The sequence below is a fragment of the Gaetbulibacter sp. S0825 genome (genome assembly GCF_011777505.1).
Lineage (GTDB): Bacteria > Bacteroidota > Bacteroidia > Flavobacteriales > Flavobacteriaceae > Pontimicrobium.
Genome location: NZ_JAATJT010000002.1, coordinates 165,418 through 191,085, shown reverse-complemented (window position 1 = coordinate 191,085; position 25,668 = coordinate 165,418). Strand labels below are relative to the sequence as shown.

At 33.1% G+C, this 25,668-nt stretch carries 20 protein-coding genes; 17 read left to right on the top strand and 3 right to left on the bottom strand.

The window, feature by feature from the left end; translation table 11 throughout:
• Positions 1-4 precede the first annotated feature (4 nt).
• Positions 5-1,633 (top strand): ABC transporter substrate-binding protein, encoded by a 1,629-nt coding sequence (locus HB672_RS08410; protein ID WP_167610908.1) that lies wholly within the window; start codon positions 5-7, stop codon positions 1,631-1,633.
• Here the strand turns inward: HB672_RS08410 and HB672_RS08405 are convergent, their stop codons facing one another.
• Both HB672_RS08405 and HB672_RS08400 read right to left on the bottom strand, forming a co-directional pair.
• Complete coding sequence (locus HB672_RS08405) at positions 1,634-2,809, bottom strand: GlmU family protein (protein WP_167610905.1); 1,176 nt, start codon at positions 2,807-2,809, stop codon at positions 1,634-1,636.
• A gap of 105 nt (positions 2,810-2,914) precedes the next feature.
• Positions 2,915-3,166: a type B 50S ribosomal protein L31 gene (locus tag HB672_RS08400; protein ID WP_167610902.1), complete on the bottom strand. Its 252-nt coding sequence runs from the start codon at positions 3,164-3,166 to the stop codon at positions 2,915-2,917.
• Positions 3,167-3,323: 157 nt separating this feature from the next.
• On the opposite strand from HB672_RS08400, the gene HB672_RS08395 reads away from it, so the two are divergent.
• The 7 genes from HB672_RS08395 to HB672_RS08365 all read left to right on the top strand — a co-directional run bounded on the left by HB672_RS08395 (position 3,324) and on the right by HB672_RS08365 (position 10,330).
• Positions 3,324-3,851: a DUF4199 domain-containing protein gene (locus HB672_RS08395; RefSeq protein WP_167610899.1), complete on the top strand. Its 528-nt coding sequence runs from the start codon at positions 3,324-3,326 to the stop codon at positions 3,849-3,851.
• Positions 3,852-3,895: 44 nt separating this feature from the next.
• Positions 3,896-4,843: a glycosyltransferase family 2 protein gene (locus HB672_RS08390; RefSeq protein WP_167610896.1), complete on the top strand. Its 948-nt coding sequence runs from the start codon at positions 3,896-3,898 to the stop codon at positions 4,841-4,843.
• 66 nt (positions 4,844-4,909) lie between these two features.
• Positions 4,910-6,640: a phospho-sugar mutase gene (locus HB672_RS08385; protein WP_208864198.1), complete on the top strand. Its 1,731-nt coding sequence runs from the start codon at positions 4,910-4,912 to the stop codon at positions 6,638-6,640.
• The gene (locus tag HB672_RS08380; protein ID WP_167610892.1) at positions 6,640-8,463 is read left to right on the top strand and encodes an ABC transporter ATP-binding protein; all 1,824 of its coding nucleotides are present in this window, start codon (positions 6,640-6,642) and stop codon (positions 8,461-8,463) included. Before HB672_RS08385 ends, HB672_RS08380 begins: the two co-directional genes overlap by 1 nt.
• A gap of 311 nt (positions 8,464-8,774) precedes the next feature.
• Positions 8,775-9,317: an RNA polymerase sigma factor gene (locus tag HB672_RS08375; RefSeq protein ID WP_167610889.1), complete on the top strand. Its 543-nt coding sequence runs from the start codon at positions 8,775-8,777 to the stop codon at positions 9,315-9,317.
• A gap of 33 nt (positions 9,318-9,350) precedes the next feature.
• The gene (locus tag HB672_RS08370) at positions 9,351-9,860 is read left to right on the top strand and encodes a hypothetical protein (protein WP_167610886.1); all 510 of its coding nucleotides are present in this window, start codon (positions 9,351-9,353) and stop codon (positions 9,858-9,860) included.
• An 8-nt stretch (positions 9,861-9,868) separates the two neighbouring features.
• Positions 9,869-10,330 (top strand): sensor of ECF-type sigma factor, encoded by a 462-nt coding sequence (locus tag HB672_RS08365; RefSeq protein ID WP_167610883.1) that lies wholly within the window; start codon positions 9,869-9,871, stop codon positions 10,328-10,330.
• A 31-nt stretch (positions 10,331-10,361) separates the two neighbouring features.
• Here HB672_RS08365 and HB672_RS08360 read toward each other — a convergent pair whose 3' ends face one another.
• Positions 10,362-11,399 (bottom strand): oxidoreductase, encoded by a 1,038-nt coding sequence (locus HB672_RS08360; RefSeq protein WP_167610880.1) that lies wholly within the window; start codon positions 11,397-11,399, stop codon positions 10,362-10,364.
• A 102-nt stretch (positions 11,400-11,501) separates the two neighbouring features.
• On the opposite strand from HB672_RS08360, the gene HB672_RS08355 reads away from it, so the two are divergent.
• From HB672_RS08355 to HB672_RS08315, 9 genes are all read left to right on the top strand, one after another.
• Positions 11,502-12,713 (top strand): methyltransferase domain-containing protein, encoded by a 1,212-nt coding sequence (locus HB672_RS08355; RefSeq protein WP_167610877.1) that lies wholly within the window; start codon positions 11,502-11,504, stop codon positions 12,711-12,713.
• A gap of 8 nt (positions 12,714-12,721) precedes the next feature.
• Entirely contained in the window at positions 12,722-14,509 is a 1,788-nt protein-coding gene (locus HB672_RS08350; RefSeq protein ID WP_167610874.1) for an endonuclease, read from the top strand.
• Positions 14,510-14,660: 151 nt separating this feature from the next.
• The gene (purL, locus tag HB672_RS08345) at positions 14,661-18,320 is read left to right on the top strand and encodes a phosphoribosylformylglycinamidine synthase (protein WP_167610871.1); all 3,660 of its coding nucleotides are present in this window, start codon (positions 14,661-14,663) and stop codon (positions 18,318-18,320) included.
• An 81-nt stretch (positions 18,321-18,401) separates the two neighbouring features.
• Positions 18,402-19,139, top strand: coding sequence for a pentapeptide repeat-containing protein (locus HB672_RS08340; protein WP_167610868.1), 738 nt, complete (start codon positions 18,402-18,404; stop codon positions 19,137-19,139).
• A 118-nt stretch (positions 19,140-19,257) separates the two neighbouring features.
• A complete protein-coding gene (locus tag HB672_RS08335; RefSeq protein ID WP_167610865.1) occupies positions 19,258-21,030 on the top strand; it encodes an AMP-dependent synthetase/ligase in 1,773 nt (590 codons plus the stop codon).
• 143 nt (positions 21,031-21,173) lie between these two features.
• Complete coding sequence (locus HB672_RS08330; protein ID WP_167610862.1) at positions 21,174-21,629, top strand: MarR family transcriptional regulator; 456 nt, start codon at positions 21,174-21,176, stop codon at positions 21,627-21,629.
• Positions 21,626-24,034 carry a 3-hydroxyacyl-CoA dehydrogenase/enoyl-CoA hydratase family protein gene (locus HB672_RS08325; RefSeq protein ID WP_167610859.1) on the top strand — a complete coding sequence of 803 codons (2,409 nt, stop codon included), beginning with the start codon at positions 21,626-21,628 and terminating at the stop codon, positions 24,032-24,034. Before HB672_RS08330 ends, HB672_RS08325 begins: the two co-directional genes overlap by 4 nt.
• A 45-nt stretch (positions 24,035-24,079) precedes the next feature.
• Entirely contained in the window at positions 24,080-24,439 is a 360-nt protein-coding gene (locus HB672_RS08320; protein ID WP_167610856.1) for a four helix bundle protein, read from the top strand.
• A 27-nt stretch (positions 24,440-24,466) separates the two neighbouring features.
• A complete protein-coding gene (locus tag HB672_RS08315; RefSeq protein WP_167610853.1) occupies positions 24,467-25,657 on the top strand; it encodes an acetyl-CoA C-acyltransferase in 1,191 nt (396 codons plus the stop codon).
• Positions 25,658-25,668: the final 11 nt, after the last annotated feature.

Below are 25,668 nucleotides of genomic sequence, written 5' to 3'. Positions count from 1 at the left end.
CCAAATGATAAAACCAATTGCCCTCACCTCAGAATACTTTAAAGCATATACATTGCTTTTTTGTATCACTATTGTATTTTGCTCTTGCACATCCAAAAATAAATCTAATAACGATTCTCAAGTTTTTAGGTACAATGAACACAAAAATATTGGATCCTTAGACCCTGCATTTGCAAAAGATTTATCTGATATTTGGGCAGCAAACCAATTATTTAATGGTTTGGTGCAAATGGATGATAGTTTAATCGTTCAACCAAGTATTGCCAAAACATGGCATATTTCTCAAGACGCATTATCTTATACATTTACTTTAAGAAATGATGTATATTTTCATAAGCATTCTTTATTTGGAAGTGATTCTACTAGAACTGTTACTGCAAAAGACTTTGAGTACAGTTTTAATCGATTAAATGACAAACAAGTAGCTTCTCCAGGAAGTTGGGTTTTAGGAAAGGTAGAAACTTTTAAAGCAGTGAACGACAGTACATTTAACATCCAATTAAATCAACCTTTTCCAGCGTTTTTAGGGTTGTTAACCATGAAGTATTGCTCTGTAGTTCCAAAAGAGATTGTAGAACATTATGGCAGCGATTTTAGATCTAATCCTATCGGCACTGGACCTTTTAAATTTAAACGTTGGGAAGAAAATTTAAAGTTGGTTTTTAGAAAGAACCATAATTATTTTGAAAAAGACGCTCAAGGAAACTCATTGCCTTATTTAGAAGCGATAGCGATTACCTTTTTACCAGACAAACAAAGTGAATTTTTGCAATTTGCTCAAGGAAATATTGACTTTGTCTCTGGATTGGATGCATCTTATAAGGACGAAATATTAACTGCAAAGGGAGAATTACGTGAATTTTATGCAGATGATGTAAACATGATTCGAGGACCTTATTTGAATACAGAATACCTAGCATTTTTTATGGATTCAAATGTTCCTGAGGTTCAATCAGACCTATTAAGAAAAGCTGTAAATTATGGTTTTGACAGAAAAAAAATGATGACTTATTTGCGTAATGGCATTGGAATTCCTGCTAATGGAGGTTTTATTCCCAAAGGGCTACCGGGTTTTAACAGTAAAGTTGGTTTTACATATCAACCAGAAAAAGCCAAAGCATTAATCGCACAATATATTGAAGAAACTGGAAATCAAAATCCTGAAATTACAATAACAACCACAAGTAATTATTTAAGCTTTTGTGAATATATACAACGTGAATTACAAAAGCACGGACTTATGGTTAATGTGGATGTTATTCCGCCTTCAACTCTTAAAGAAGCAAAAGCAAATGGGAAATTAGATATGTTTAGAGCCAGTTGGATTGCCGATTATCCTGATGCCGAAAACTATCTGTCTTTATATTATAGCAAGAATTTTGCGCCCAATGGTCCTAATTACACACATTTTAAAGATGCTCAATTTGATGAATGGTATGAACAAGCATTTACTGAAACTGACACTAAAAAACGTGAGATTTTATATGCGAAAATGGATTCTTTGGTTATGGATAAAACACCTGTAGTAAATATGTTTTATGATGAAGTTGTACGCTTTACTAGAAAAGAAGTAACTGGTTTGGGCATTAACCCTATTAACTTGTTAGATGTAAAAAGAGTGAAAAAGAATTAACTATTCTCTTCTAAACCTTTTAGTGTCTTCGAAAATATGCTCTAAAATCTTGGCATCTTGCTGGGTAAACTCAACGTTTCTCCTACTCATGACTACCTTTGCTACCTCAAAAGCTTTTTTGGTTAAGTAAGTAGTAAAACCACTATTACCTCCCCAACTAAAACTTGGTACAAAGTTTCTAGGAAAACCACTTCCAAATATGTTAGCGCTTACACCAACAACGGTCCCTGTATTAAACATGGTATTAATACCACATTTACTATGATCTCCCATCATGAGTCCACAAAATTGTAATCCAGTTCTAGCAAATCCTTCGGTTTCATAATCCCAAAGTCTTACTTCGGCATAATTATTTTTTAGGTTAGAATTATTTGTGTCTGCTCCCAAATTACACCATTCTCCTAGGACAGAGTTTCCTAAAAACCCATCATGACCTTTATTGGAATAACCAAATAGCACCGAGTTATTCACTTCGCCTCCTACTCTGCTATGGGGTCCAACAGTCGTTGGCCCATAAATTTTTGCTCCCAATTTTACTATAGCATGTTCACATAAAGCAAAAGGACCACGAATAATACTACCTTCCATAATTTCGGCATTTTCGCCAATATAAATTGGACCAGAACTCGCATTTAATGTTACAAATTCGAGCTTTGCACCTTCTTCAATAAAAATATTTTCAGCGTGAATAACATTCACGCTTTTTGGGATAGGTTGTGATTGTCTTCCGTTAGTCAATAATTCAAAATCTTGACGAATAGCTTCGCCATTCTTCGAAAAAATATCCCAAGTATTTTCTATACATAAAATCTCCCTTTCAAACTCAATAGCTTCGTATTCATCAAAATTCACTTCTTCTTGTTCAGCTTGCGTGTGAAATGCAATTACGTCTTCACCTTTAAATATTGCCTGCTTTTCACTTAAGGACTTAATTAGCTCTACAAGTTCAGCATTAGGTAAATAGGAAGCGTTAACCATAACATTCTCTTCTAATTCAACCATTGGGAATTTTTCTGTTAAGTATTCCTCAGTAACTGTAGAAGTAGTATAACCTAGATACTTCTCCCATTTTTCACGAATGGTTAAAATACCAATTCTTATGTCTGCTACAGGTCGCGTATAAGTGAATGGTAATAATTTGTTGCGTGATGGACCATCAAAAAGAATGTAGTTCATTGTATAGTTTTCTATATTTAGAACTCAAAGTTACATTTTAAAATTAATACCAAATAAAAAAGCCTTTCAATAATTGAAAGGCTTTAAATATTATAGTCGTAGAAATTACTTCTTGAATTTCGCGTATTTGTTCTTGAACTTATCGATACGTCCAGCAGTATCAACTAATTTAGACTTACCTGTATAATATGGATGAGACGTTCTTGAGATTTCCATTTTTACCAATGGATACTCAACACCATCAACCTCTATTGTTTCACTAGTATCAGCTGTAGATTTTGTTAAAAAAACATCGTCGTTAGACATGTCTTTAAACGCTACTAATCTATAATTTTCTGGATGTATACCTTTTTTCATCACTTAAACTTTAAAAATCGTTTCTTTTTTCGAGCTGCAAATTTAAGAATTTTTCATAAAACAACAACATATTATTTATTTTTTTATTCGTCTATATTTATTGTAACATTTTAGAACAAACATATACTAACTATTAAATTAACTAAAAATAACATTTATGGAAAAATCGATTAAATCTAGTGCAATAAATTATGGTCTCTATTTAGGTGGTGCTTTATCTTTGATAACTATAGCCATTTGGTTTGTTGACATTAATTTAATGGCAAATATGTGGCTAGGGATATTTTTATTACTAGCAATTATTGCTTTTGGAGTTGTTTCTACTGCAAAATCAAAAAGTTTGAATGGTGGTTTTTTATCATTTAAAGAAGCTTTTTCATCTTACTTCATCACTGTTGCAATTGGAATAGGAATTAGCTCAATAGTAAGTATGATTCTCTTCAACTATATAGACCCAGAAGCTGCAAAACAAATTCAGCAACTTACTGTCGAATCAACAATTAATATGATGGAAGGTTTTGGTGCACCAGCTGAAGCCATAGCTGAAGCTGTCGAAAAAATTGAAAGTCAAAACCAGTTTAGTATAGTTAACACACTTAAGTCTTTGGCTTGGGGATTCTTATTTCAAGCAATTATAGGACTAATAGTAGCCTTAATTATGAAAAAATCTGACCCTGATGCTTAAATAATTTCTTTACTTTTGACAAAGAATATAGAAATTACTTAAAAATGGACATATCAGTAGTTATTCCACTACTTAACGAGAAAGACTCATTAAACGAATTACATGATTGGATTGCAAACGTTATGCAATCCAATCATTTTTCGTATGAGATTATTTTTATTGACGATGGTAGTACTGATGGGTCCTGGGAAACTATTGAAATGCTTTCACAAAAAAACAATGCTGTAAAAGGTATTCGTTTTTTTAAAAATTATGGGAAGTCTCAAGCACTTCATGCTGGTTTCTTAGAAACAAAAGGTGATGTAGTTATTACTATGGATGCCGATTTACAGGACAACCCTGAAGAAATCCCAGAACTATACAAAATGATTACTGATAAGGGTTACGACTTGGTTTCTGGTTGGAAAAAGAAACGTTACGACTCGGTAATTTCAAAAAACATTCCTTCAAAACTTTTTAACTGGGCTGCCAGAAAAACTTCAGGTGTTAAACTAAATGACTTTAATTGTGGTTTAAAGGCTTACAATAAAGAGGTTGTAAAAAACATCAATGTTTATGGCGAAATGCATCGCTATATTCCCGTATTAGCTAAAAATGAAGGGTTTAGTAACATAGGCGAAAAAGTGGTACAACATCAAGCACGTAAATACGGAAAAACAAAATTTGGTATGGAACGATTTATTAATGGATTTTTAGATTTGATAAGCATTTGGTTTTTATCCAAATTTGGGAAACGACCAATGCACTTTTTTGGTGCTCTTGGTGCCCTCATGTTTTTTATAGGTTTTTGTTTTGCTATCTATTTAGGTATTGATAAGCTTTTTATTAATCCTACAGGACGATTAATAACTCAAAGACCTCAATTTTACATCGCTTTAGTAACTATGATTATTGGGACGCAATTTTTTGTTGCTGGATTTTTAGGCGAAATTATTTTACGTAATAAAGACGATAAAGAGCGCTACAAAATTGATAAAAAAATGAATTTGTAAGTTGTAATGTTTCATCAACAACATTACCTTAGTTAATTCGCTATTTTTGCATATAAATTTTAATTAATGATTCACATAGAACCTCAAATTCTAGAAAAAGTAAATGCGTGGTTAACGCCAACTTTTGATACAGATACACAAAATAAAATAAAGGAATTAATTGCTTCAAACCCAAAACAACTAAAAGAAAGTTTTTATAAAAATTTAGAATTCGGCACTGGCGGAATGCGCGGCGTCATGGGAGTTGGCACCAACCGAATGAACAAATATACTATTGGTAAAAATACGCAAGGTTTAAGTAATTATCTACAACAATCGTTTCCAAATGAGCAATTAAAAGTTGCTATTGCGTACGATTGCAGACACAACAGTAAGGCGTTTGCAAAAATTGTAGCCGATGTATTTTCGGCAAACAATATCAAAGTATATTTATTTGAAGATTTACGTCCTACACCTCAGCTTTCCTTTGCACTAAAACATTTAGGCTGCCATTGTGGTATTGTATTAACAGCATCTCACAATCCTCCAGAGTACAATGGTTATAAGGTCTATTGGCAAGATGGTGGGCAAATAGTCCCTCCACAAGACGCAAACATTATAAAAGAAATAAATGCCTTAGATTATTCTGAAATTAATTTCAATTCAAAAGAATCCCTCATTCAATATATTGGGAAGGATATTGACGAAGTTTTTATTAATGCTTCTATAAAAAATGGCAGTTTTGACACTAGTGATTCAGCTAGAAAAAACTTAAGTGTCGTGTTCACATCATTACACGGAACATCTATTACCATTATTCCTGAAACTTTGAAAAGAGCAGGTTATGCAAATGTTCATATAGTAAAAGAGCAAGAAGTGCCTAATGGTGATTTTCCAACAGTAGATTCGCCTAATCCAGAAGAGCCAGCAGCCTTAAAAATGGCATTGGATTTAGCCGAAAAAGTAAATGGTGATATTGTAATTGGAACCGACCCTGACAGTGATAGAGTTGGTATAGCTGTAAGAGATTTGGATGGTAATATGAAACTGCTAAATGGGAATCAAACCATGGTTGTCATGACCGAATTTTTATTAAAACAATGGAAAAACGAAAATAAAATTCAAGGAAAAGAATTTATTGGCTCTACTATAGTTTCCACTCCAATGATGGAGAATTTAGCATCACATTATAATGTAGAATGCAAAATTGGGCTTACAGGTTTTAAGTGGATTGCAAAAATGATTAAAGATTTTCATGAACTTAATTTTATTGGAGGTGGCGAAGAGAGTTTTGGCTTTATGGTTGGCGATTTTGTAAGAGATAAAGATGCTGTTACCTCTACTCTTTTAGCGTGTGAAATTGCAGCACAGGCAAAAGCAAAAGGTAGTTCGTTCTTTAAAGAACTCATTAACCTGTATATAACTCACGGATTTTACAAAGAGCGTTTAATTTCAATAACAAAAAAAGGCATTGAAGGTGCCGAAGAAATTAAACAAATGATGATTAATGCTAGGAAAAACCCATTAAAGCAAGTAAATGGAAGTGATGTTGTAAAGATTGAAGATTATCAATTATCTATTTCCAAAAACATAGTTACAGGAAAAGAAACTGTAATTAATGTACCAAAGTCTAATGTGCTTATTTATTATACTGAAGATGGTAGCAAAATAGCTCTAAGGCCAAGTGGTACCGAACCAAAAATTAAATACTATATTAGTGTAAATACAACATTAGACAATATGACAGCATTTAAATCAACGGAACAACTTTTGGAAACTAAGATTGATGCTGTTATAAAAGATATGAAACTCAATTAATGAACTATTTTAAGCAAATACTACGATTTGCAAAACCGTATAAAGTTTATGCAGTTTTAAACATTATTTCAAATGTATTTTATGCTTTGTTTGGGACTTTGTCGATGATATCGTTGTTTCCCATGCTTAAAGTCCTTTTTGGAGATACAAAACCTTTAGAGAAGGAACCTGTTTGGGAAGGATTTGGGGAAATTACTTCTTACGGAGAAAGTTATCTCAATTATTTTGTCACACAAAAAAAAGCAGCTGGAAATGAAGATGTGCTAATATTTATGGTTTTATTGGTCGTAAGTACTTTTTTACTCAAAAACATTTTTAGCTATTTAGCAATGTATTTTATTACATTTTTAAGAAATGGGGTGTTAAAGGACATGAGAAACGAACTTTATGATAAAATAACATCTTTGCCAATTTCATTTTATTCTGAAAAACGAAAAGGAGATACTATGTCTAGAATTTCAACTGATGTGTTAGAAATTCAACATTCATTTTTGTCTATTCTAGAACTCATTGTAAGAGAGCCTTTAATGATTCTCTTTACAATAATATCGATGTTTCTAATAAGTTCAAAACTTACCATTTTTGTGTTTATTTTTATTCCAGTATCTGGTTTTCTAATTTCACTAGTTGGTAAATCCTTAAAAAGAAAATCTAATAAAGTTCAAAAAGAACAAGGGTTCTTTTTATCGATTGTAGATGAAACACTTTCAGGATTGAAAGTCATCAAGGGCTTTAATGGCGAAAAAATATTTGGCAATAAGTTTAAAGAATCAACAAATCGCTTTTATAAATTTTCTAATTCGCTTTTAAATAGACAAAATTTAGCTGGACCAACAAGCGAATTTTTAGGCATAGCAGTTATTGCAGTATTACTTTGGTATGGAGGTCAAATGGTATTGACCGATAAATCTTTAGACCCAGGATTATTCTTAGTCTACATGGGACTTGCTTATAATATTCTTACTCCAGCAAAAGCTATAAGTAAAGCGAGTTACAAAGTTAAAAAAGGGAATGCAGCTGCTGAGCGTGTGTTAGAAATTTTAAATACTGAGTCCATATTAAAAGACAAACCAAACGCTATTCTAAAAGAGAATTTTACAAATAGTATAAAACTTGAAAATGTTTCCTTTAAATATGAAGATGACTTAGTTTTAAGAAATTTCTCTATCAATGTTCCAAAAGGAAAAACTGTCGCCTTAGTTGGACAATCTGGAAGTGGAAAAAGCACTATTGCAAATCTTGTGACACGATTTTATGATGTTACCGATGGAAAAATAACCGTTGATGGGACAGATATTAGAGATTTTACAAAGCATTCGCTAAGGAATCTCATTGGCCTTGTAACTCAAGATTCTATTTTGTTTAATGATTCGGTTAAAAACAACATTCTTTTAGGTGATGAAAATGCTACCGACGAACAAGTCATTGAGGCTTTAAAAGTTGCTAATGCTTGGGAGTTTGTTAAAGACCTTCCCGAAAGTATTAATACTAATATTGGAGACTCAGGAAATAAGTTATCTGGTGGCCAAAAACAACGATTAAGTATAGCAAGAGCAGTTTTAAAGAATCCTCCAATTATGATTCTAGATGAAGCTACCTCGGCATTAGATACAGAAAGCGAACGTTTAGTACAAGTAGCTCTAGAGAATATGATGAAAAATAGAACTTCTATCGTTATTGCTCATCGTTTATCAACCATTCAAAATGCAGATGAAATAGTTGTTATGCAAAAAGGCGAAATTGTTGAGCAAGGAAAACATCAAGAACTACTAGACACAAAAGGTGTTTATAGCAATTTAATTGCAATGCAATCTTTTCAATAGATTAAGATTTAAGAAAGTTATAAAAACAAGAAAAGGATGTAATTTGGGTAACATCCTTTTCTCTTTATTACCAATCTTGGGGGAAATGGTAATACTTAGTAGGTTAAGACGATGTAAACATATAACTTATTTTAGTACTGACCAAGAAAAAAATGCATTTTATCGATATTATTTTACACTTAATCGATGTTTTTAATGACAAACGCTTGTTTATTAAATAGTTAACAGGTTGTATAAAATGAAGAAAAAATTTAAATACAAAGTCATTAAACTTTTTATAAATTGATGAGTCTAAATACAAAACAGTTTTTTTGAATAACGAGGAACTTTTATTATCACAACTCAAGTCACCACCTACTAGAGAAAAGGCCTTTAGAGAGTTAATAACGCTCAATAAAGAACGTCTCTATTGGCATATACGTAAAATAGTAATCTCTCATGATGATGCTGACGATGTGCTACAAAATACTTTTATTAAAGTGTTTAGAAGCATCGATAAGTTTAAAGGAGATAGTAAATTATTTTCTTGGATGTATCGTATAGCAACAAATGAAGCTATTACACATCTTAACAAAAATGCGAAGCGTTTACAGACTAGTAATGAAGATGTGCAAAACCAAGCGGTTAATAATTTAACCTCAGATGTGTATTTTGATGGTAACGATATTCAATTAAAGCTTCAAAAAGCAATTGCAACATTGCCACAAAAACAGCAAATAGTATTCAATATGAAATACTTTGACGATTTAAAATATAAAGATATGTCTGATATTTTAGAAACTAGCGAAGGTGCATTAAAAGCGTCGTACCATATTGCTGTAAAAAAAATTGAAGCATATTTAACAGGTAATTAAACCTTTTAATGTAATTTGAGTCTAACTAATAACATGAAGCAAAAATTAAATAACATAAAAAACACGGGCTTTAAAGTTCCAAAAGATTATTTCCAGAATTTGGAAGACACTATTATGGATACTATTAAACTAGACGAAGCGCTTCAAAACGAAGGCAACTCAGGTTTTAAAGCTCCTGATGGATATTTTGATTCTTTAGAAAATGTTATTTTAACCAAAATTAAAGACGATAAAAAACCTAAAGTTGTTTCCTTGTTCAACAAACAAACCTTAATGTATATTTCGGGTGTAGCTGCTGCAGTGCTCATAATGTTTAATGTATTCTGGAATAGTTCAGATACAACACTAGACACCATTGATGCTGAATTGGTAGAAAATTATATTATTGATCAAGGAATAAATACTTACGAAATCGCATCGTTATTAACTGACGATAGCGAAGTAAATTTAGACATAGAACTATTTGATGAAACTTTTAATGATGATTCTCTTGAAGATTATTTATTTGAAAATGTCAATTTAGAAGATTTCATTGACCAATAACAAAAAAAATGAAAAAAATAATAACTCCCTTATTGCTATTAATTATTTGCTTCTCAAGCTATGCTCAAAGAGATAGAAAAGAGATGCAAGAAAAAATTAAAGCACAGAAAGTAGCCTTTATTACCGATAAGTTAGATTTAACTTCAAATGAAGCTCAAAAATTTTGGCCAGTATACAATGCTTTTGAGGAAAGGACAAATCAAATACGTAGATCAGATCTTTATAAAATTAGATCTGTTATGAAAAAAGAGAATCTTACAGAAAAAGAAGCTCAAGATATTTTAGTTAAATTCATGGCAGTTGAAGAAAAAATGCACAATGCCAAACAGCAATTAATTAAAGATCTTGGTAACGTTATTTCACCTCAAAAAATTATTAAATTAAAAATTGCTGAAGACGCCTTTAATAGAAAGCTTATGGAAACATATAGGCAAAGGCGCGAACAACGTATGAAAAACAAAAAACCTTAATAAAAAAGAGAAGCTAATACTTCTCTTTTTTTTATTTTAATGTGAGCTTACTAATACGTCCACTACCAGCAGCATAAGCTGTTGTTTCGTCAATAAACCTTATTGTAAAAAAACCTTCATTGCTAATAGTTTTCCAAGTATTACCACCATCATTACTATAATCTATACCTTTAAAACCAACAGCAACCAACTCTTGACCATTTCTATTTGGTATGTATTGCACACAACTTCTGTAATTTGGTGTTTGTCCATCGGCTGCAAATTGCCAAGTTTTTCCACCATCTTCAGTTTTTATTTTATTGGCTTTATTTCCGTCTGGCTTCGTATAATCTCCTCCAATTGCAAAACCATTTAGCTCGTCATAAAAATCTATAGAATAAATACCCTCAGTTTCTTTTTTACTAATTATTGGCGTATTTGTTACTTCCCAAGTTTCTCCTTTATCTTCAGAATAATAAATTCGACCTGCAGTAGTAGCAACCCAAGTTTTATCTCCTATAATGGCAATATTTGTATTACTAGCGGCAAATGCGCCTTCACCTTCGACTGCTGGAGGTAACTGATCACAAGGTAATTTTGTCCAGGTATTCCCTCTATCTCGTGTAATGATTATAGATAAACAACCATCTATACTATCACCAATAGCGATACCTTCATTATCATTCCAAAACTTCATAGCATCGTAAAACACGTTTTCATGTTCTTCTTTATAAACCAGTACCATTCCAGAACTTGTAGTTTTATATAATAATGCAGGATTAGCAACTGTTAACATAAAAAAGTCAGTAGTTGTATGAGCTACTGATCTAAAACTAAACTTGAGAGTGTCTTGTTTTTGTTTTGAAATATTCCAAGTTTTTTTAGCTGGGTCATATAATCCAAACGAATTATTGTTTGCTGCAAATGCCAACCCATTATCGTCCAAAATATCAATAGCACGAATACTTAAAAGAGAATCTTCCAAAATAGGTTCAACTTCTACGGAGTTAAAATCTCTCGGAGTAAATTTTTCTTCAGTTTTACAAGAAAACAAAGAGATTAACAGAAATGCAATAATTATTTGTTTCATTTTTAAAAAGTTTTTATAAAAATAGAAAACTCCTTGAATAAACATACAAACCATTTAACAAATAAACTTTTTAAACTACCTTTGCTTGCTTAAATTATTGAGATGCGTTTACACAGAAATTTATGTTTTGCCGTTATTGATGGGCTCATACAAATATTCAATGAAGGTCAATATGCCGATAAGGTAATCCAACAGCTTTTAAAGCGTGACAAACGTTGGGGAAGTCGCGACCGCGGTTTTGTAGCAGAAACTACGTATGAAATTGTTCGTTGGAAACGCTTGTATGCCGAAATTGCAAATATAAAAGAACCTTTTAGTCGTGATGATGCATGGCGTTTATTTGCTGTTTGGGTTACCCTCAAAGGAATAAAACTTCCAGATTGGAAATACTTTGAAAATACACCAACTCGTAAAATTAAAGGACGTTTTGATGAACTATCAAAAATTAGAAAGTTTAGAGAATCTGTTCCAGATTGGATAGACGAACTTGGAGTTAAAGAACTTGGAGAAACCAAATGGACCAAAGAGCTTGCAGCACAAAACTTACAAGCCGATGTTATTTTGCGTGTTAACACACTTAAAACCAATAAAAAAGATTTACAGCTTAAATTACAATCTGAAGATATTGAAACCGAGTTCTTACCGAATCATCCTTCAGCATTAAAATTGGTTGAACGCGCTAATGTTTTTAAGACAGAGGCATTTAAAAATGGCTGGTTTGAGGTTCAAGACGCTTCCTCTCAATTAGTGGCTGATTTTCTAGATGTAAAACCAGGTATGAAAGTTGTTGATACCTGTGCTGGAGCTGGAGGAAAAACGCTTCATTTAGCCTCTTTAATGGAAAATAAAGGGCAAATAATTGCTATGGATATTTACGAAAGTAAATTGAAAAAACTTAAAATTAGAGCTAGAAGAAACGGTGTTCATAATATTGAAATGAAAGTAATTGACTCTACCAAACCAATTAAAAAACTTTACGATAAAGCCGATAGAATTTTAATTGACGCTCCTTGTTCTGGTTTAGGAGTTTTACGCAGAAACCCTGATGCCAAATGGAAATTAGAGCCTGAATTTATTGATAATATTAAGAAAACTCAACAAGAAATATTACAACAATATTCTAGAATGCTGAAATCAGGAGGTAAAATGGTATATGCAACATGTTCTGTTTTGCCATCTGAAAATAGAAATCAGGTTGACGAATTTTTAGCCTCAGAGTCAGGAAAAGATTTTAAATTTGTAAAAGACAACAATGTATTTGCTCACGAATCTGGTTATGATGGATTCTATATGGCATTGTTAGAAAGAAAATAATAATATTTATGAAGCACATTTACCTATACTTTTTATTTATTACTGCCTTAGTACAAGCTCAAATTCCTTCAAATTATTACGATACAGCAACTGGAACTGGCTACACGTTAAAAACTCAATTATATAATATTGTTTCTACTGGTCATGTAGATCAAGGCTATGGAGCACTTTACACTGCATACCAAACAACACATAATGACGATTATTATGAGAATGACGATTCTGTATTAGATTTTTATTCAGAAAATCCATCTGGAAACGATTCTTATTTCTACACGCATGGTAATAGACAATGTGGTTCTTACGATTCTGAAAATGACTGCTATAATAGAGAACATTTGTTTCCTCAGGGCTTTTTTGATCAAAATTATCCGATGAGATCAGATGTGCATCATGTAATACCGAGTGATGGATATGTTAACAATCGAAGAAGTAACTATCAGTTTGGAGAAGTAAGTAGCCCAACCTGGACATCTAATAATGGTTCTAAAATTGGCCCAAATACTTTTGGCAGCTATTCAGGTACTGTTTTTGAACCGATAGATGAGTTTAAAGGTGATATTGCAAGAGCACTACTATATTTTGCTGTTCGTTATGAAAATAACTGGAACGACTCTGGATGGGATCCACATACAGATAATAACAACCCTCTTAATGGAACTAGTGATCAATTTTATGAAGACTGGTATATTGATTTACTTCTTGATTGGCATGCTAACGATCCTGTTGTTCAAGCAGAAATTGATAGAAATAACGCTGCTTACAATTTTCAAGGAAATGCAAATCCGTTTGTAAATCATCCAGAATTTGTAAATATGATTTGGAATCCTACTGCTGATACTCAAGCACCTACTGCGCCAACAAACTTAGTAGCTTCAAACCCTACAGATAACACAGTTGATTTAAATTGGACTGCATCTACTGATAATGTCGCTGTAACTTCGTACGATATATATGTAGATGGTGTAAATACTTTTAATACAGCTAACACCTCTTTTACTGCAACAAACTTATCAGCAAATACTAATTATTGCTTTACTGTAAAGGCTAAAGACGCTGCTAATAACATGTCTCCTTTCAGTAATCAAGATTGTGAGATGACTACTAACAATGGTTCTGGTAGTTCAGAATGTATTAATGAAACTTTTGCTAATATACCTGCAAGTTCTAGTTCATACTCAAATAGAAATTGGACTGGAGACAATGGAGGCTCTTGGTCTGCAACTGATGCAAGAACCGATCAAGATATCAATGGTAGTACAGCGATAACAATTAGAAATGGTTCTTTAACCACTCCAACAGTTAGCGGAGGCATTGGAAGTCTAACTGTAACAACATTAAGAGTTTTTAGTGGTAGTAGTGGTACATTTAACTTAAAGGTTAATGGTAACGTGGTTGGAACTATTGCATATAGTGACGCAGAACAAACTATTACAGTACCAAATATTAATGTAACTGGAAATATTTCAGTAGTTATTGATGGTAATTCAACTGGAAGTAACCGCGTAATTTTTGATGATTTATCTTGGACGTGCTATGCTCCGTTAAGCACTGGCACTAATGAATTAAAAAGACTTAGCATTTACCCTAACCCTGTTAAAGATAATGCTATCTACTTTAACACTAATAAAGCTATAGATATCAAGATTTACGACATACTTGGGAAATTGGTTATTTCAAAATCAGTTTTGCCTAATAGTGCTTATGTTGATATATCCAATATCAATAAGGGTATATACTTAGTGAAAATATCGAGTGACAATCAAAGTATCACAAAAAAACTCATAAGACAATAAAGCCTGTGTTTTAAAGCGACCTCAAATGGTCGCTTTTTTTATGTTCAAAACCTCGTGAATAACTATCAAATTAAGATGTCTTTTTAGCAAATAATTACAACTAAAAAAATTAAATTTGCATTTTAAAAAACTCATCATAAACTAACGTATAATGATTCATTTCTTCGGAAACCAAAACAGTAAAGTATTTGCTGTTCAAGTAACAAAAGAATTATCAACTGAAGCCACTTCAAAATTAACTTGGTTATTTGGCAACCAACCTAAACTAGAACAAGCATCATTGGATGCTTTTTTTATTGGTCCTAGAGCTGCTATGATAACACCTTGGAGTACCAATGCTGTTGAAATTACCCAAAATATGGGAATTACTGGAATTATCAGGATTGAGGAGTTTAAAACTGTTGCCGAAGATTTTAAGGATTATGACCCAATGATTTCTGAAAAATTCAGTGGATTGAATCAAGAATCATTTACTATAAATATTCAACCAGAGCCAATTCTTAATATTGAGGATATTGCTGCATACAATCAGCAAGAAGGATTAGCACTAAGCGATGAAGAAGTTGAATATCTAAATGATGTTAGCAAAAAAATTGGCAGACCACTAACCGATTCTGAAGTGTTTGGATTTTCCCAAGTCAATTCCGAGCATTGTCGCCACAAAATATTCAATGGAACTTTTGTGATTGATGGTGAAGAAAAACCAACATCGCTTTTCAAATTAATAAAAGAAACATCGAAGCAACATCCTAATGATATTGTTTCGGCATATAAAGATAATGTGGCTTTTATAAAAGGTCCAAAAGTGGAGCAATTTGCACCTAAACGTGCCGATGTTCCAGATTACTATACCGCAGAAGAATTTGACTCTGTAATTTCTTTAAAAGCTGAAACACATAACTTCCCGACAACAGTAGAGCCTTTTAATGGTGCCGCAACAGGTTCAGGCGGAGAAATTAGAGATAGACTTGCTGGAGGAAAAGGTTCGTTGCCATTAGCAGGAACAGCAGTTTATATGACATCGTATTCTCGCTTAGAAGAGAACAGACCTTGGGAACAAAAATTTGAAGCTCGTAAATGGCTATACCAAACACCAATTGATATTTTAATAAAGGCATCAAATGGTACGTCAGATTTTGGAAACAAATTCGGTCAACCGCTTATTTGTGGTTCAGTACTAACTTTTGAGCACGAAGAAGAAGTCAGAAAACTAGGCTTCGACAAAGTCATTATGCAGGCTGGAGGCATTGGTTACGGAAAAATTGACCAAGCATTAAAAGACACACCTAAAGAAGGCGATAAAATTGTCATTCTTGGTGGAGAAAATTACCGCATTGGAATGGGAGGTGCTGCTGTATCATCTGCAGATACTGGAGAATTTGAATCAGGAATCGAGCTCAATGCTGTACAACGTTCTAACCCAGAAATGCAAAAACGTGCAGCAAACGCTATTCGTGGTATGGTAGAAAGTGACAAAAACTTCATTGTTTCTATTCACGATCATGGAGCTGGTGGACATTTAAATTGTCTATCGGAATTGGTAGAAGATACAGGTGGAAACATTGATTTGGATAAACTTCCCGTTGGTGACCCAACATTATCTGATAAAGAAATTATTGGAAATGAATCTCAAGAACGTATGGGATTAGTGATTTCTGAAAAACATATAGAAACATTACAAAAAATAGCAGAACGAGAGCGTTCACCAATGTATACCGTTGGTGATGTTACTGGAGATCATAGGTTTACTTTTGAGTCTAAAACCAAAGGTAATAAACCAATGGATTTGGCACTTGAAGATATGTTTGGGAGTTCTCCAAAAACAGTGATGATCGATAAAACTGTGAAGAGAAGCTATAAAGATATTACGTATAATTCTGATAATTTCTATGAGTATTTAGACCAGGTTTTACAGTTAGAAGCTGTGGCCTGTAAAGATTGGCTCACTAATAAAGTAGATCGTTGTGTTGGTGGTAAAGTAGCCAAACAACAATGTGCAGGAACATTACAATTACCACTAAATAATGTTGGTGTAATGGCATTAGATTACAAAGGAAAAGAAGGTATTGCAACATCGATTGGTCATTCGCCAATTTCAGGATTAATCAATCCAACAGCTGGAAGTAGAAATTCTATTTCTGAAGCACTAACAAATATTATTTGGGCACCTTTAAAGGGTGGATTAAATTCAGTTTCTCTATCTGCAAACTGGATGTGGCCTTGTAAAAATGAAGGTGAAGATGCTCGATTATACGAAGCAGTTCAAGCTATTTCAGAATTCGCCATTGACTTAGGTATTAATGTTCCAACAGGTAAGGATTCCTTGTCGATGAAACAAAAATATCCAAATGAAGAAGTAATTGCTCCAGGAACTGTCGTTATTTCAGCAGCTGCAAATTGTAATGATATTACAAAAGTAATAGAGCCTGTTTTTCAAAAAAATGCAGGAGCTATTTACTATATTAATTTATCTCAAGACGATTTTAAGTTAGGTGGAAGCTCGTTTGCTCAAATTCTAAATAAAATTGGAAATGATGCGCCAAATGTTGCCAATGCTTCTTATGTAAAAACAGTTTTTAACACGATTCAACAGTTAATTAAAGATGAGCAAATTGTTGCTGGGCATGATGTAGCTTCAGGTGGTTTGATTACTACGCTACTAGAAATGTGTTTTGCCGATACTAACCTTGGTGCAGAATTAGATATAACTTCATTAAATCAAAAAGACTCCTTTAAAGTGTTATTTGCTGAAAATTCAGGAATTGTGTTTCAAGCTAAAGATGCTTCGGTAGAAACGGTTTTATCTGATGCAAATATTGAATTCCATAATATTGGAAAAGTAATAGAAAGTGATGTATTAAGTATTATTAACCAAGCTGAAGTATTTACAATGACTGTGTCACGTTTACGCGATGTTTGGTACAAAACCTCTTTCCTACTAGACCAAAAGCAAACAGCTAATGGTTTAGCCGAGGATAGATTTAACAATTATAAAAATCAGCCTTTACAGTATACATTCCCAAAACATTTTACTGGAAAGTTACCAGTTATAGAAAATGTAAGACCTAAGGCAGCTATCCTTCGTGAAAAAGGAAGTAACTCAGAACGTGAAATGGCAAATGCGATGTATTTAGCTGGTTTTGATGTGAAGGACGTACACATGACAGATTTGATTTCTGGGCGTGAAACTCTGGAAGACATCCAGTTTATTGGAGCTGTTGGAGGTTTCTCAAATTCTGACGTTTTAGGCTCAGCAAAAGGTTGGGCAGGCGCTTTTAAATACAATAAAAAAGCTAATACAGCTCTTAAAAATTTCTTTGAACGAGAAGATACACTATCGGTTGGAATCTGTAATGGTGCACAGCTTTGGATGGAATTAGATTTAGTAAACCCTGAACATGAAGTTCATGGAAAACTAACATATAATAATTCTCACAAACACGAAAGTTCATTTACTTCTGTGAAAGTACAACAGAATAATTCTGTGATGCTTTCTACATTAGCAGGAACAACTTTAGGTGTTTGGATTTCTCATGGAGAAGGCAAATTTAGCTTGCCATATACTGAAGATAAATACAATATCGTTGCTAAATATGGCTATAAAGACTATCCTCACAATCCAAATGGTTCAGATTTCAATACTGCCATGATGTGTGATAAAACTGGTCGTCATTTAATAACTATGCCACATATTGAACGTTCAACATTTCAATGGAATTGGGCTCACTATCCTGAAGGTAGAAAAGACGAAGTTTCACCATGGTTAGAAGCGTTTGTGAATGCTAGAAAGTGGATTAAAAACTACAAATAATTCTAATTGTACTACTTTTTTTGATTTGAAACTGTAACATTCATAAAAAAGTGAAGTCTATAATACTATAAACTTTGTATTATGACAATCACTCAATCAATCAAAAAACGAACAGTTTTATCCCTAATTTTATTCGCATTTATTTTCTCAACTAATGCCTTTGCTCAACAAACAGTAAAAGCAAGTGATATTATGAGAGATATTAAAATGGGCAAAACAGTGTCTTACGATGATGTTACTATTACTGGAATATTAGACATGACTTTTATGAATGAGAAACTTCCTGACTTACCAAAAAGAAAAAAATGGTGGAAAAATGGAGGAAGTAATTCTGTGAAAGAACAAATTGAAAGCTCAGTATCTTTCACCAATTGCACATTTGAAGATAATGTGTATGCATATTATCACGATGAAGACTCAGAATATACATTTGTTGCAAACTTTGAAAACAATGTGAAATTTACTAATTGTACTTTTAAGGGTGAAGCCTTGTTTAAGTATTCCGATTTTGAACATAATGCAGATTTTAGTGGTTCAAAATTCAATACTGGAACAACGTTTAAGTATGCAAAGTTCAATCAAAATGTAAGTTTTGCAAACACAATATTTGATGAAGATGCTATCTTTAAATATTCACAGTTTAAAGACGGTGTTTCCTTTAATAATGCTAAGTTTAAAGATGACCTTGATATAAAATACACCAAAGTAAGTGGTGAATTTGACATAACAAATATGACTGTTGCTGACAATATCGATTCAAAATACACAAAAATTAACGGGAAGGGTTTTTCTAAATATTTATTAGATAGCAAGAATTAAGAACCCATCAAAAAAAATAAAAAAGGAATCGAAAACTAATCGGTTCCTTTTTTTATGTCTTTACTTTAAAATCTTGTTTAATTTTTATACTTTTCCATACTTCTAAATTATTAAAAGCATGTCTGTACAAATATCAAGAATTTTTGATTTTCCATATTATCAACTAGAAACTTATAATTTAGAAAGAGCATTAACTACTAAGTATAACGGAAATTGGGAATCGACTTCTTCTAAAGAGTATATTGACAAGGCAAACGCAATAAGTAGAGGCTTACTAAAATTAGGTGTAAAACCAAATGATAAAATTGCTGTAATTTCTTCAACTAATAGAACTGAATGGAATGTCGTAGACATAGGTATTCTACAAGTTGGCGCTCAAAACGTACCAATTTATCCTACCATTTCTGAAGAAGATTACGAATATATTTTAAATCATTCCGAAGCTATTTATTGCTTTGCTTCTGATGAAGAAATTATTGAAAAACTAAATGCCATAAAAGGAAACACCAAACTAAAAGAAGTATTCACTTTTAATGATATACAAGGTGAAAAAAGCTGGAAAGAAGTTCTATTGCTTGGAAAGGATCTAAGTAATCAAGATGAAGTAGAAAACAGAAAAAACAATGTAACTCCAAATGATTTAGCAACACTTATTTACACTTCAGGAACCACAGGAAAACCAAAGGGTGTCATGCTATCACATAATAATTTAGTATCTAACGTTTTAGATAGTGAAAAGAGAGTTCCTTTTGATTATGGGAAGTCGAAATCCTTAAGCTTCCTACCTGTATGTCATGTATTTGAGCGCATGATTCTTTACTTATATCAATATTGTGGTGTAGAGATTTACTTTGCCGAATCTATTGAGCAAATGAGTGATAATTTAAAAGAAATAAAACCAAATGTGATGACAGCAGTTCCTAGACTTTATGAAAAAGTCTATGATAAAATTATTGCTAAAGGAACTGATCTATCCGGAATAAAAAAAGCACTTTTCTTTTGGGCTGTAAAAGTAGGTTTAAGGTATGAGCCTTATGGTGCAAATGGTTGGTTTTATGAAAAAAAGTTAGCCTTAGCTAGAAAACTAATATTCAGCAAATGGAAAGAAGGCTTAGGAGGTAATTTAGACCTAATGGTCTCTGGTAGTGCAGCTTTACAACCAAGACTAACAAGAATTTTTGCAGCAGCAGAAATGCCAATTATGGAAGGTTATGGGTTAACTGAAACCTCTCCTGTTGTTTCAGTAAATGACCAAAGAAATGGAGGCTTTAGAGTTGGTACCGTAGGAAGAGTGATTGACAACGTAGAAGTGAAAATTGCTGAAGATGGTGAGATTTTAGTAAAAGGACCAAACGTAATGCAAGGCTATTACAAAGATCAAGAAAAAACCAACGAGGTTATGTCTGGAGAGTATTTCCATACTGGCGATATTGGTGAAATTTGTGAAGATGGTTTCCTAAAAATTACCGACCGCAAAAAAGAAATGTTTAAAACCTCTGGTGGAAAATATGTTGCACCTGCTCTTATAGAAAATCAATTTAAGCAATCACGCTTTATTGAACAAATCATGGTTATAGGCGAAGGCGAAAAAATGCCAGCAGCATTAATTCAGCCAAATTTTGAATTTATTGAAGAATGGACAAAACGCCATGATATTACTTTTAATTCAAAAGAAGATGTAGCGGCAAACCAAAAGTTGCGAGATAGAATTCAAGAAGAAATAGACTATGCAAACACCAAATTTGGTAAATGGGAACAAATTAAAAAGTTTGAACTAACCCCTGAAATTTGGACAATAGATGATGGTCACCTTACTCCTACTATGAAAATGAAACGTAAGGTTATCAAAGAAAAATATAAAGACCTCATTGAAAAAATATACCGTTCTTAATTAAAAAAAACTCCTTTGCAAGGGAGTTTTTTATCTCCAATTGCTAGCCTTTAAAAATACATTTTACTATGCATGCATAATTTTCTTTTAATTTACTATGCGTGCATAGTATTTTTTGTTATCTTTGATCTTTCACTATTCATATGAAAGAAAAAACAATAGATTACGTATTGAGAACCACTTGGTTAGCTGTACAAAAAATGTACAACGAGGAGGCTGCAAAATTTGATGCTACTATGGCAATTGCACTCACTTTATTAAGTATAGATCCAGTTGACGGAACACCTTCAACTGCTTTAGGTCCAAAAATGGGTATGGAAGCAACTAGTCTTTCTCGAATTTTAAAAACAATGGAAGAACGTGGTGTTATTGAACGAAGACCCAACCCTCAAGATGGACGTGGTGTTCTAATTCACCTTACTGAGTTTGGACGCGAGAAAAGAGAATATTCTCGTGAGCGTGTCCTCACTTTTAATGATACCATAAGAAAACAAGTATCAGAAGAAAAAATGAATCACTTTTATGAAGTCGCAGAAGTCATAAACGAAATGATTTCAAATAAAAAAATATATAATCAAAAAGAAGATATCCTAAAATGAGTAAACGTAGAATAAAAAAAGTAGCCGTCATTGGTTCTGGTATTATGGGAAGTGGTATTGCTTGCCACTTTGCCAATATTGGTGTTGATGTTTTACTGCTCGATATTGTTCCTAGAGAACTTACAGAAGCAGAAAAATCAAAAGGATTAACTCTTGAAAATAAGGTAGTTAAAAATCGTTTAGTGAACGATTCATTAAAATCTGCCTTAAAATCTAAACCATCTCCTATTTATCATCAAAAATTTGCGAGTCGTATTACTACTGGAAATTTAGAAGACGATGTAGCGAAAGTAAAAGATGTTGATTGGATTATTGAAGTAGTTGTAGAGCGTTTAGATATTAAGAAAATAGTATTTGAAAATCTGGACAAACACAGAACTCCAGGAACATTGATTACATCAAATACGTCAGGTATTCCAATTAAATTTATGAGTGAAGGACGAAGTGAAGATTTCCAAAAACACTTTTGTGGAACACACTTTTTCAATCCTGCTCGTTATTTAAAATTATTCGAAATCATACCAGGCCCAAAAACTTCTAATGAAGTATTAGAATTCTTAAATGAATATGGTGAAAAATTCCTAGGTAAAACATCAGTAGTTGCCAAAGACACTCCTGCTTTTATAGGAAATAGAATTGGAATCTTCGGAATACAATCACTATTCCATCAAGTAAGGGAGTTAGGATTAACAGTTGAGGAAGTTGATAAATTAACAGGTCCTGTTATTGGTCGTCCAAAATCGGCAACCTTTAGAACTGTTGATGTTGTTGGATTAGATACTTTAGTTCATGTTGCTAACGGAATTTACGACAACTGTCCAGATGATGAAGCTCATGAGCTGTTCAAACTGCCTGAATTTATCAACACAATGATGGAAAATAAATGGTTAGGTAGTAAAACTGGTCAAGGGTTTTACAAAAAAGTAAAAGGAAATAATGGTAAAAGCGAAATCCTGTCTTTGGATTTAGAAACTTTAGAATATCGTTCTAAAAAAAGAGCTTCATTCGCAACTTTAGAACTAACTAAAACAGTCGATAAAGTTATCGACCGATTTCCAATTTTAGTTTCAGGAAAAGATAAAGCTGGTCAATTCTACAGAAAGAACTTTGCAGCAATGTTTGAATATGTGTCTAACAGAATTCCTGAAATCACAGATGAATTATATAAAATAGATGATGCGATGAAAGCTGGATTTGGTTGGGAACATGGTCCTTTCCAGATTTGGGATGCAATAGGAGTTGAAAAAGGAATCGATATCATGAAAGCTGAAGGCAAAAAACCTGCAGCTTGGGTTGATGATATGTTAGCATCAGGGAACTCTTCATTCTATTCTGTAAAAAATGGTGCAACGTATGCTTATGATATTCCTAAAAAATCTCAAGAAAAAATTCCTGGGCAAGATGCTTTCATTATTCTAGATAACATTAGAAAATCAAATGAAGTATTTAAAAACTCAGGAGTTGTTATTGAAGATTTAGGTGATGGAATCTTAAACTGTGAATTCCAATCTAAAATGAACACCATTGGAGGTGATGTTCTTGCAGGATTAAATAAAGCAGTTGATTTAGCTGAAAAAGATTTTGATGGTTTGGTTATTGGTAACCAAGGAGCCAACTTCTCTGTTGGAGCAAATATCGGAATGATTTTTATGATGGCTGTAGAGCAAGAATACGATGAGTTGAATATGGCTATCAAATATTTTCAAGATACCATGATGCGCATGCGCTACTCCTCTATTCCAACTATTGCTGCACCACATGGTATGGCATTAGGTGGTGGTTGTGAATTATCAATGCATGCAGATAAAGTTGTAGCAGCAGCCGAAACTTATATTGGATTGGTTGAGTTTGGTGTTGGAGTTATTCCTGGTGGTGGTGGTTCAAAAGAAATGGCATTAAGAGCTCAAGATACCTTTAGAAAAGGAGATGTAGAATTAAACATTCTCCAAGAATATTTCTTAACTATTGGTATGGCAAAAGTAGCAACCTCAGCCTACGAAGCCTTTGACATGGGAGTTTTACAAAAAGGTAAAGATGTTGTTGTAGTTAATAAGGACAGACAAATTGCTACAGCTAAAACTCATGCAAGATTACTAGCTGATGCTGGATATACACAACCTGCAAAACGTAAAGATATTAAAGTCCTTGGTAAACAAGCTCTTGGTATGTTTTTAGTGGGAACCGATTCTATGGAAGCTGCAAATTACATTAGTGAACATGACCAAAAAATTGCTAACAAACTCGCTTATGTAATGGCTGGAGGAGATTTATCTGAACCCACTTTAGTTAGCGAGCAGTACTTATTAGATATTGAGCGTGAAGCATTTCTATCTCTTTGTACTGAGCGAAAAACATTGGAACGTATTCAACACATGTTAAAAACTGGTAAACCGCTTCGCAACTAATTAGTTGCTAGCATTGAGATATTAGAATTGAGTATTTAGAAAGTTATGCATAAAGTAGAAGATTTAAAAATATGGAGAAAGTCAATCGAATTGACTAAAGCTGTATATATTCTTGTTACAGATTTACCTTCTGATGAAAAATTTGGATTAACATCTCAAATAAAACGAAGTGCTATTTCAATTCCTTCAAATATAGCTGAGGGAGCTGGAAGAAATTCTCAAAAAGAATTTAAGCATTTTTTAAGCATTGCAAATGGTTCAGCTTATGAACTTCAAACGCAGCTCATTTTATTAATCGAATTAAATTTAATAGCAAAAGAAAAAATACAACCAGTAATTGATGTATGCATTGAGATTCAGAAAATGAATTATTCATTTCAGCAAAAATTAGAACCTCAATGCTAAAACCTCATTACTCAATACTATAATTAAATGAAACAAGCATATATAGTAAAAGCATATAGAACTGCCGTTGGTAAAGCACCAAAAGGTGTATTCCGTTTTAAAAGAACCGATGAATTAGCAGCAGAAACCATTCAACACATGATGAAGGAATTACCAGGTTTTGATAAAACCAGAATTGATGATGTTATTGTTGGAAACGCAATGCCTGAAGGTTCTCAAGGATTAAATATGGCACGATTTATTTCATTAATCGGGTTAAATAGTGTTGATGTTCCTGGAGTTACCGTTAATCGATTTTGTGCTTCAGGCATAGAAACCATTGGTATTGCAACTGCAAAAATTCAAGCAGGGATGGCAGATTGCATTATTGCTGGAGGTGCAGAAAGCATGAGTGCTGTACCAATGACAGGATTTAAACCAGAATTAAATTATGATACTGTAAAAGCAGGTCACGAAGATTATTATTGGGGAATGGGAAATACTGCTGAAGCAGTTGCTAATCAATTTAAAGTGTCTCGTGAAGACCAAGATGAGTTTGCTTTTAATTCACACATGAAAGCCTTAAAAGCGCAGGCGGAAAACCGTTTTCAAGACCAAATTGTTCCTATTGATGTAGAGCAAACATACATAGATGATAACGGAAAGAAAGCAACAAAAAAATACACGGTGACTAAAGATGAAGGGCCTCGTAAAGGAACAAATCTTGAAGCCTTGGCTAAACTTCGTCCTGTATTTGCTCAAGGTGGTAGTGTTACAGCTGGAAATTCGTCTCAAATGAGCGATGGCGCTGCTTTTGTGATGATAATGAGTGAAGACATGGTAAAGGAATTAAACCTTGAACCAATTGCTCGCTTAGTAAACTATGCTGCTGCTGGTGTTGAACCTCGTATCATGGGAATTGGACCAGTAAAGGCCATCCCAAAAGCACTTAAGCAAGCTGGATTGAATCAAGATGATTTAGAATTAATAGAGTTAAATGAAGCCTTTGCTTCTCAGTCTCTAGCTGTAATTAGAGAACTTAATCTTAATCCTGATATTATTAATGTAAATGGTGGTGCAATAGCGCTTGGTCATCCTCTTGGTTGTACTGGAGCAAAATTATCTGTTCAGTTATTTGATGAAATGAGAAAGCGCAATATGAAAGGTAAATATGGTGCTGTAACCATGTGTGTGGGAACTGGACAAGGCGCCTGTGGAATATTTGAATTTTTAAACTAAAGAAATACCCA

Bases quoted from the DNA above. Each gene is read 5' to 3' on its own strand.
- HB672_RS08380 (WP_167610892.1), top strand. From the start codon at position 6,640: ATGAACTATTTTAAGCAAATACTACGATTTGCAAAACCGTATAAAGTT.
- HB672_RS08390 (WP_167610896.1), top strand. From the start codon at position 3,896: ATGGACATATCAGTAGTTATTCCACTACTTAACGAGAAAGACTCATTA.
- HB672_RS08370 (WP_167610886.1), top strand. From the start codon at position 9,351: ATGAAGCAAAAATTAAATAACATAAAAAACACGGGCTTTAAAGTTCCA.
- HB672_RS08355 (WP_167610877.1), top strand. From the start codon at position 11,502: ATGCGTTTACACAGAAATTTATGTTTTGCCGTTATTGATGGGCTCATA.
- HB672_RS08330 (WP_167610862.1), top strand. From the start codon at position 21,174: ATGAAAGAAAAAACAATAGATTACGTATTGAGAACCACTTGGTTAGCT.
- purL (WP_167610871.1), top strand. From the start codon at position 14,661: ATGATTCATTTCTTCGGAAACCAAAACAGTAAAGTATTTGCTGTTCAA.
- HB672_RS08350 (WP_167610874.1), top strand. From the start codon at position 12,722: ATGAAGCACATTTACCTATACTTTTTATTTATTACTGCCTTAGTACAA.
- HB672_RS08360 (WP_167610880.1), bottom strand. From the start codon at position 11,399: ATGAAACAAATAATTATTGCATTTCTGTTAATCTCTTTGTTTTCTTGT.
- HB672_RS08325 (WP_167610859.1), top strand. From the start codon at position 21,626: ATGAGTAAACGTAGAATAAAAAAAGTAGCCGTCATTGGTTCTGGTATT.
- HB672_RS08385 (WP_208864198.1), top strand. From the start codon at position 4,910: ATGATTCACATAGAACCTCAAATTCTAGAAAAAGTAAATGCGTGGTTA.
- HB672_RS08315 (WP_167610853.1), top strand. From the start codon at position 24,467: ATGAAACAAGCATATATAGTAAAAGCATATAGAACTGCCGTTGGTAAA.
- HB672_RS08410 (WP_167610908.1), top strand. From the start codon at position 5: ATGATAAAACCAATTGCCCTCACCTCAGAATACTTTAAAGCATATACA.
- HB672_RS08405 (WP_167610905.1), bottom strand. From the start codon at position 2,809: ATGAACTACATTCTTTTTGATGGTCCATCACGCAACAAATTATTACCA.
- HB672_RS08365 (WP_167610883.1), top strand. From the start codon at position 9,869: ATGAAAAAAATAATAACTCCCTTATTGCTATTAATTATTTGCTTCTCA.
- HB672_RS08335 (WP_167610865.1), top strand. From the start codon at position 19,258: ATGTCTGTACAAATATCAAGAATTTTTGATTTTCCATATTATCAACTA.
- HB672_RS08400 (WP_167610902.1), bottom strand. From the start codon at position 3,166: ATGAAAAAAGGTATACATCCAGAAAATTATAGATTAGTAGCGTTTAAA.
- HB672_RS08340 (WP_167610868.1), top strand. From the start codon at position 18,402: ATGACAATCACTCAATCAATCAAAAAACGAACAGTTTTATCCCTAATT.
- HB672_RS08320 (WP_167610856.1), top strand. From the start codon at position 24,080: ATGCATAAAGTAGAAGATTTAAAAATATGGAGAAAGTCAATCGAATTG.
- HB672_RS08395 (WP_167610899.1), top strand. From the start codon at position 3,324: ATGGAAAAATCGATTAAATCTAGTGCAATAAATTATGGTCTCTATTTA.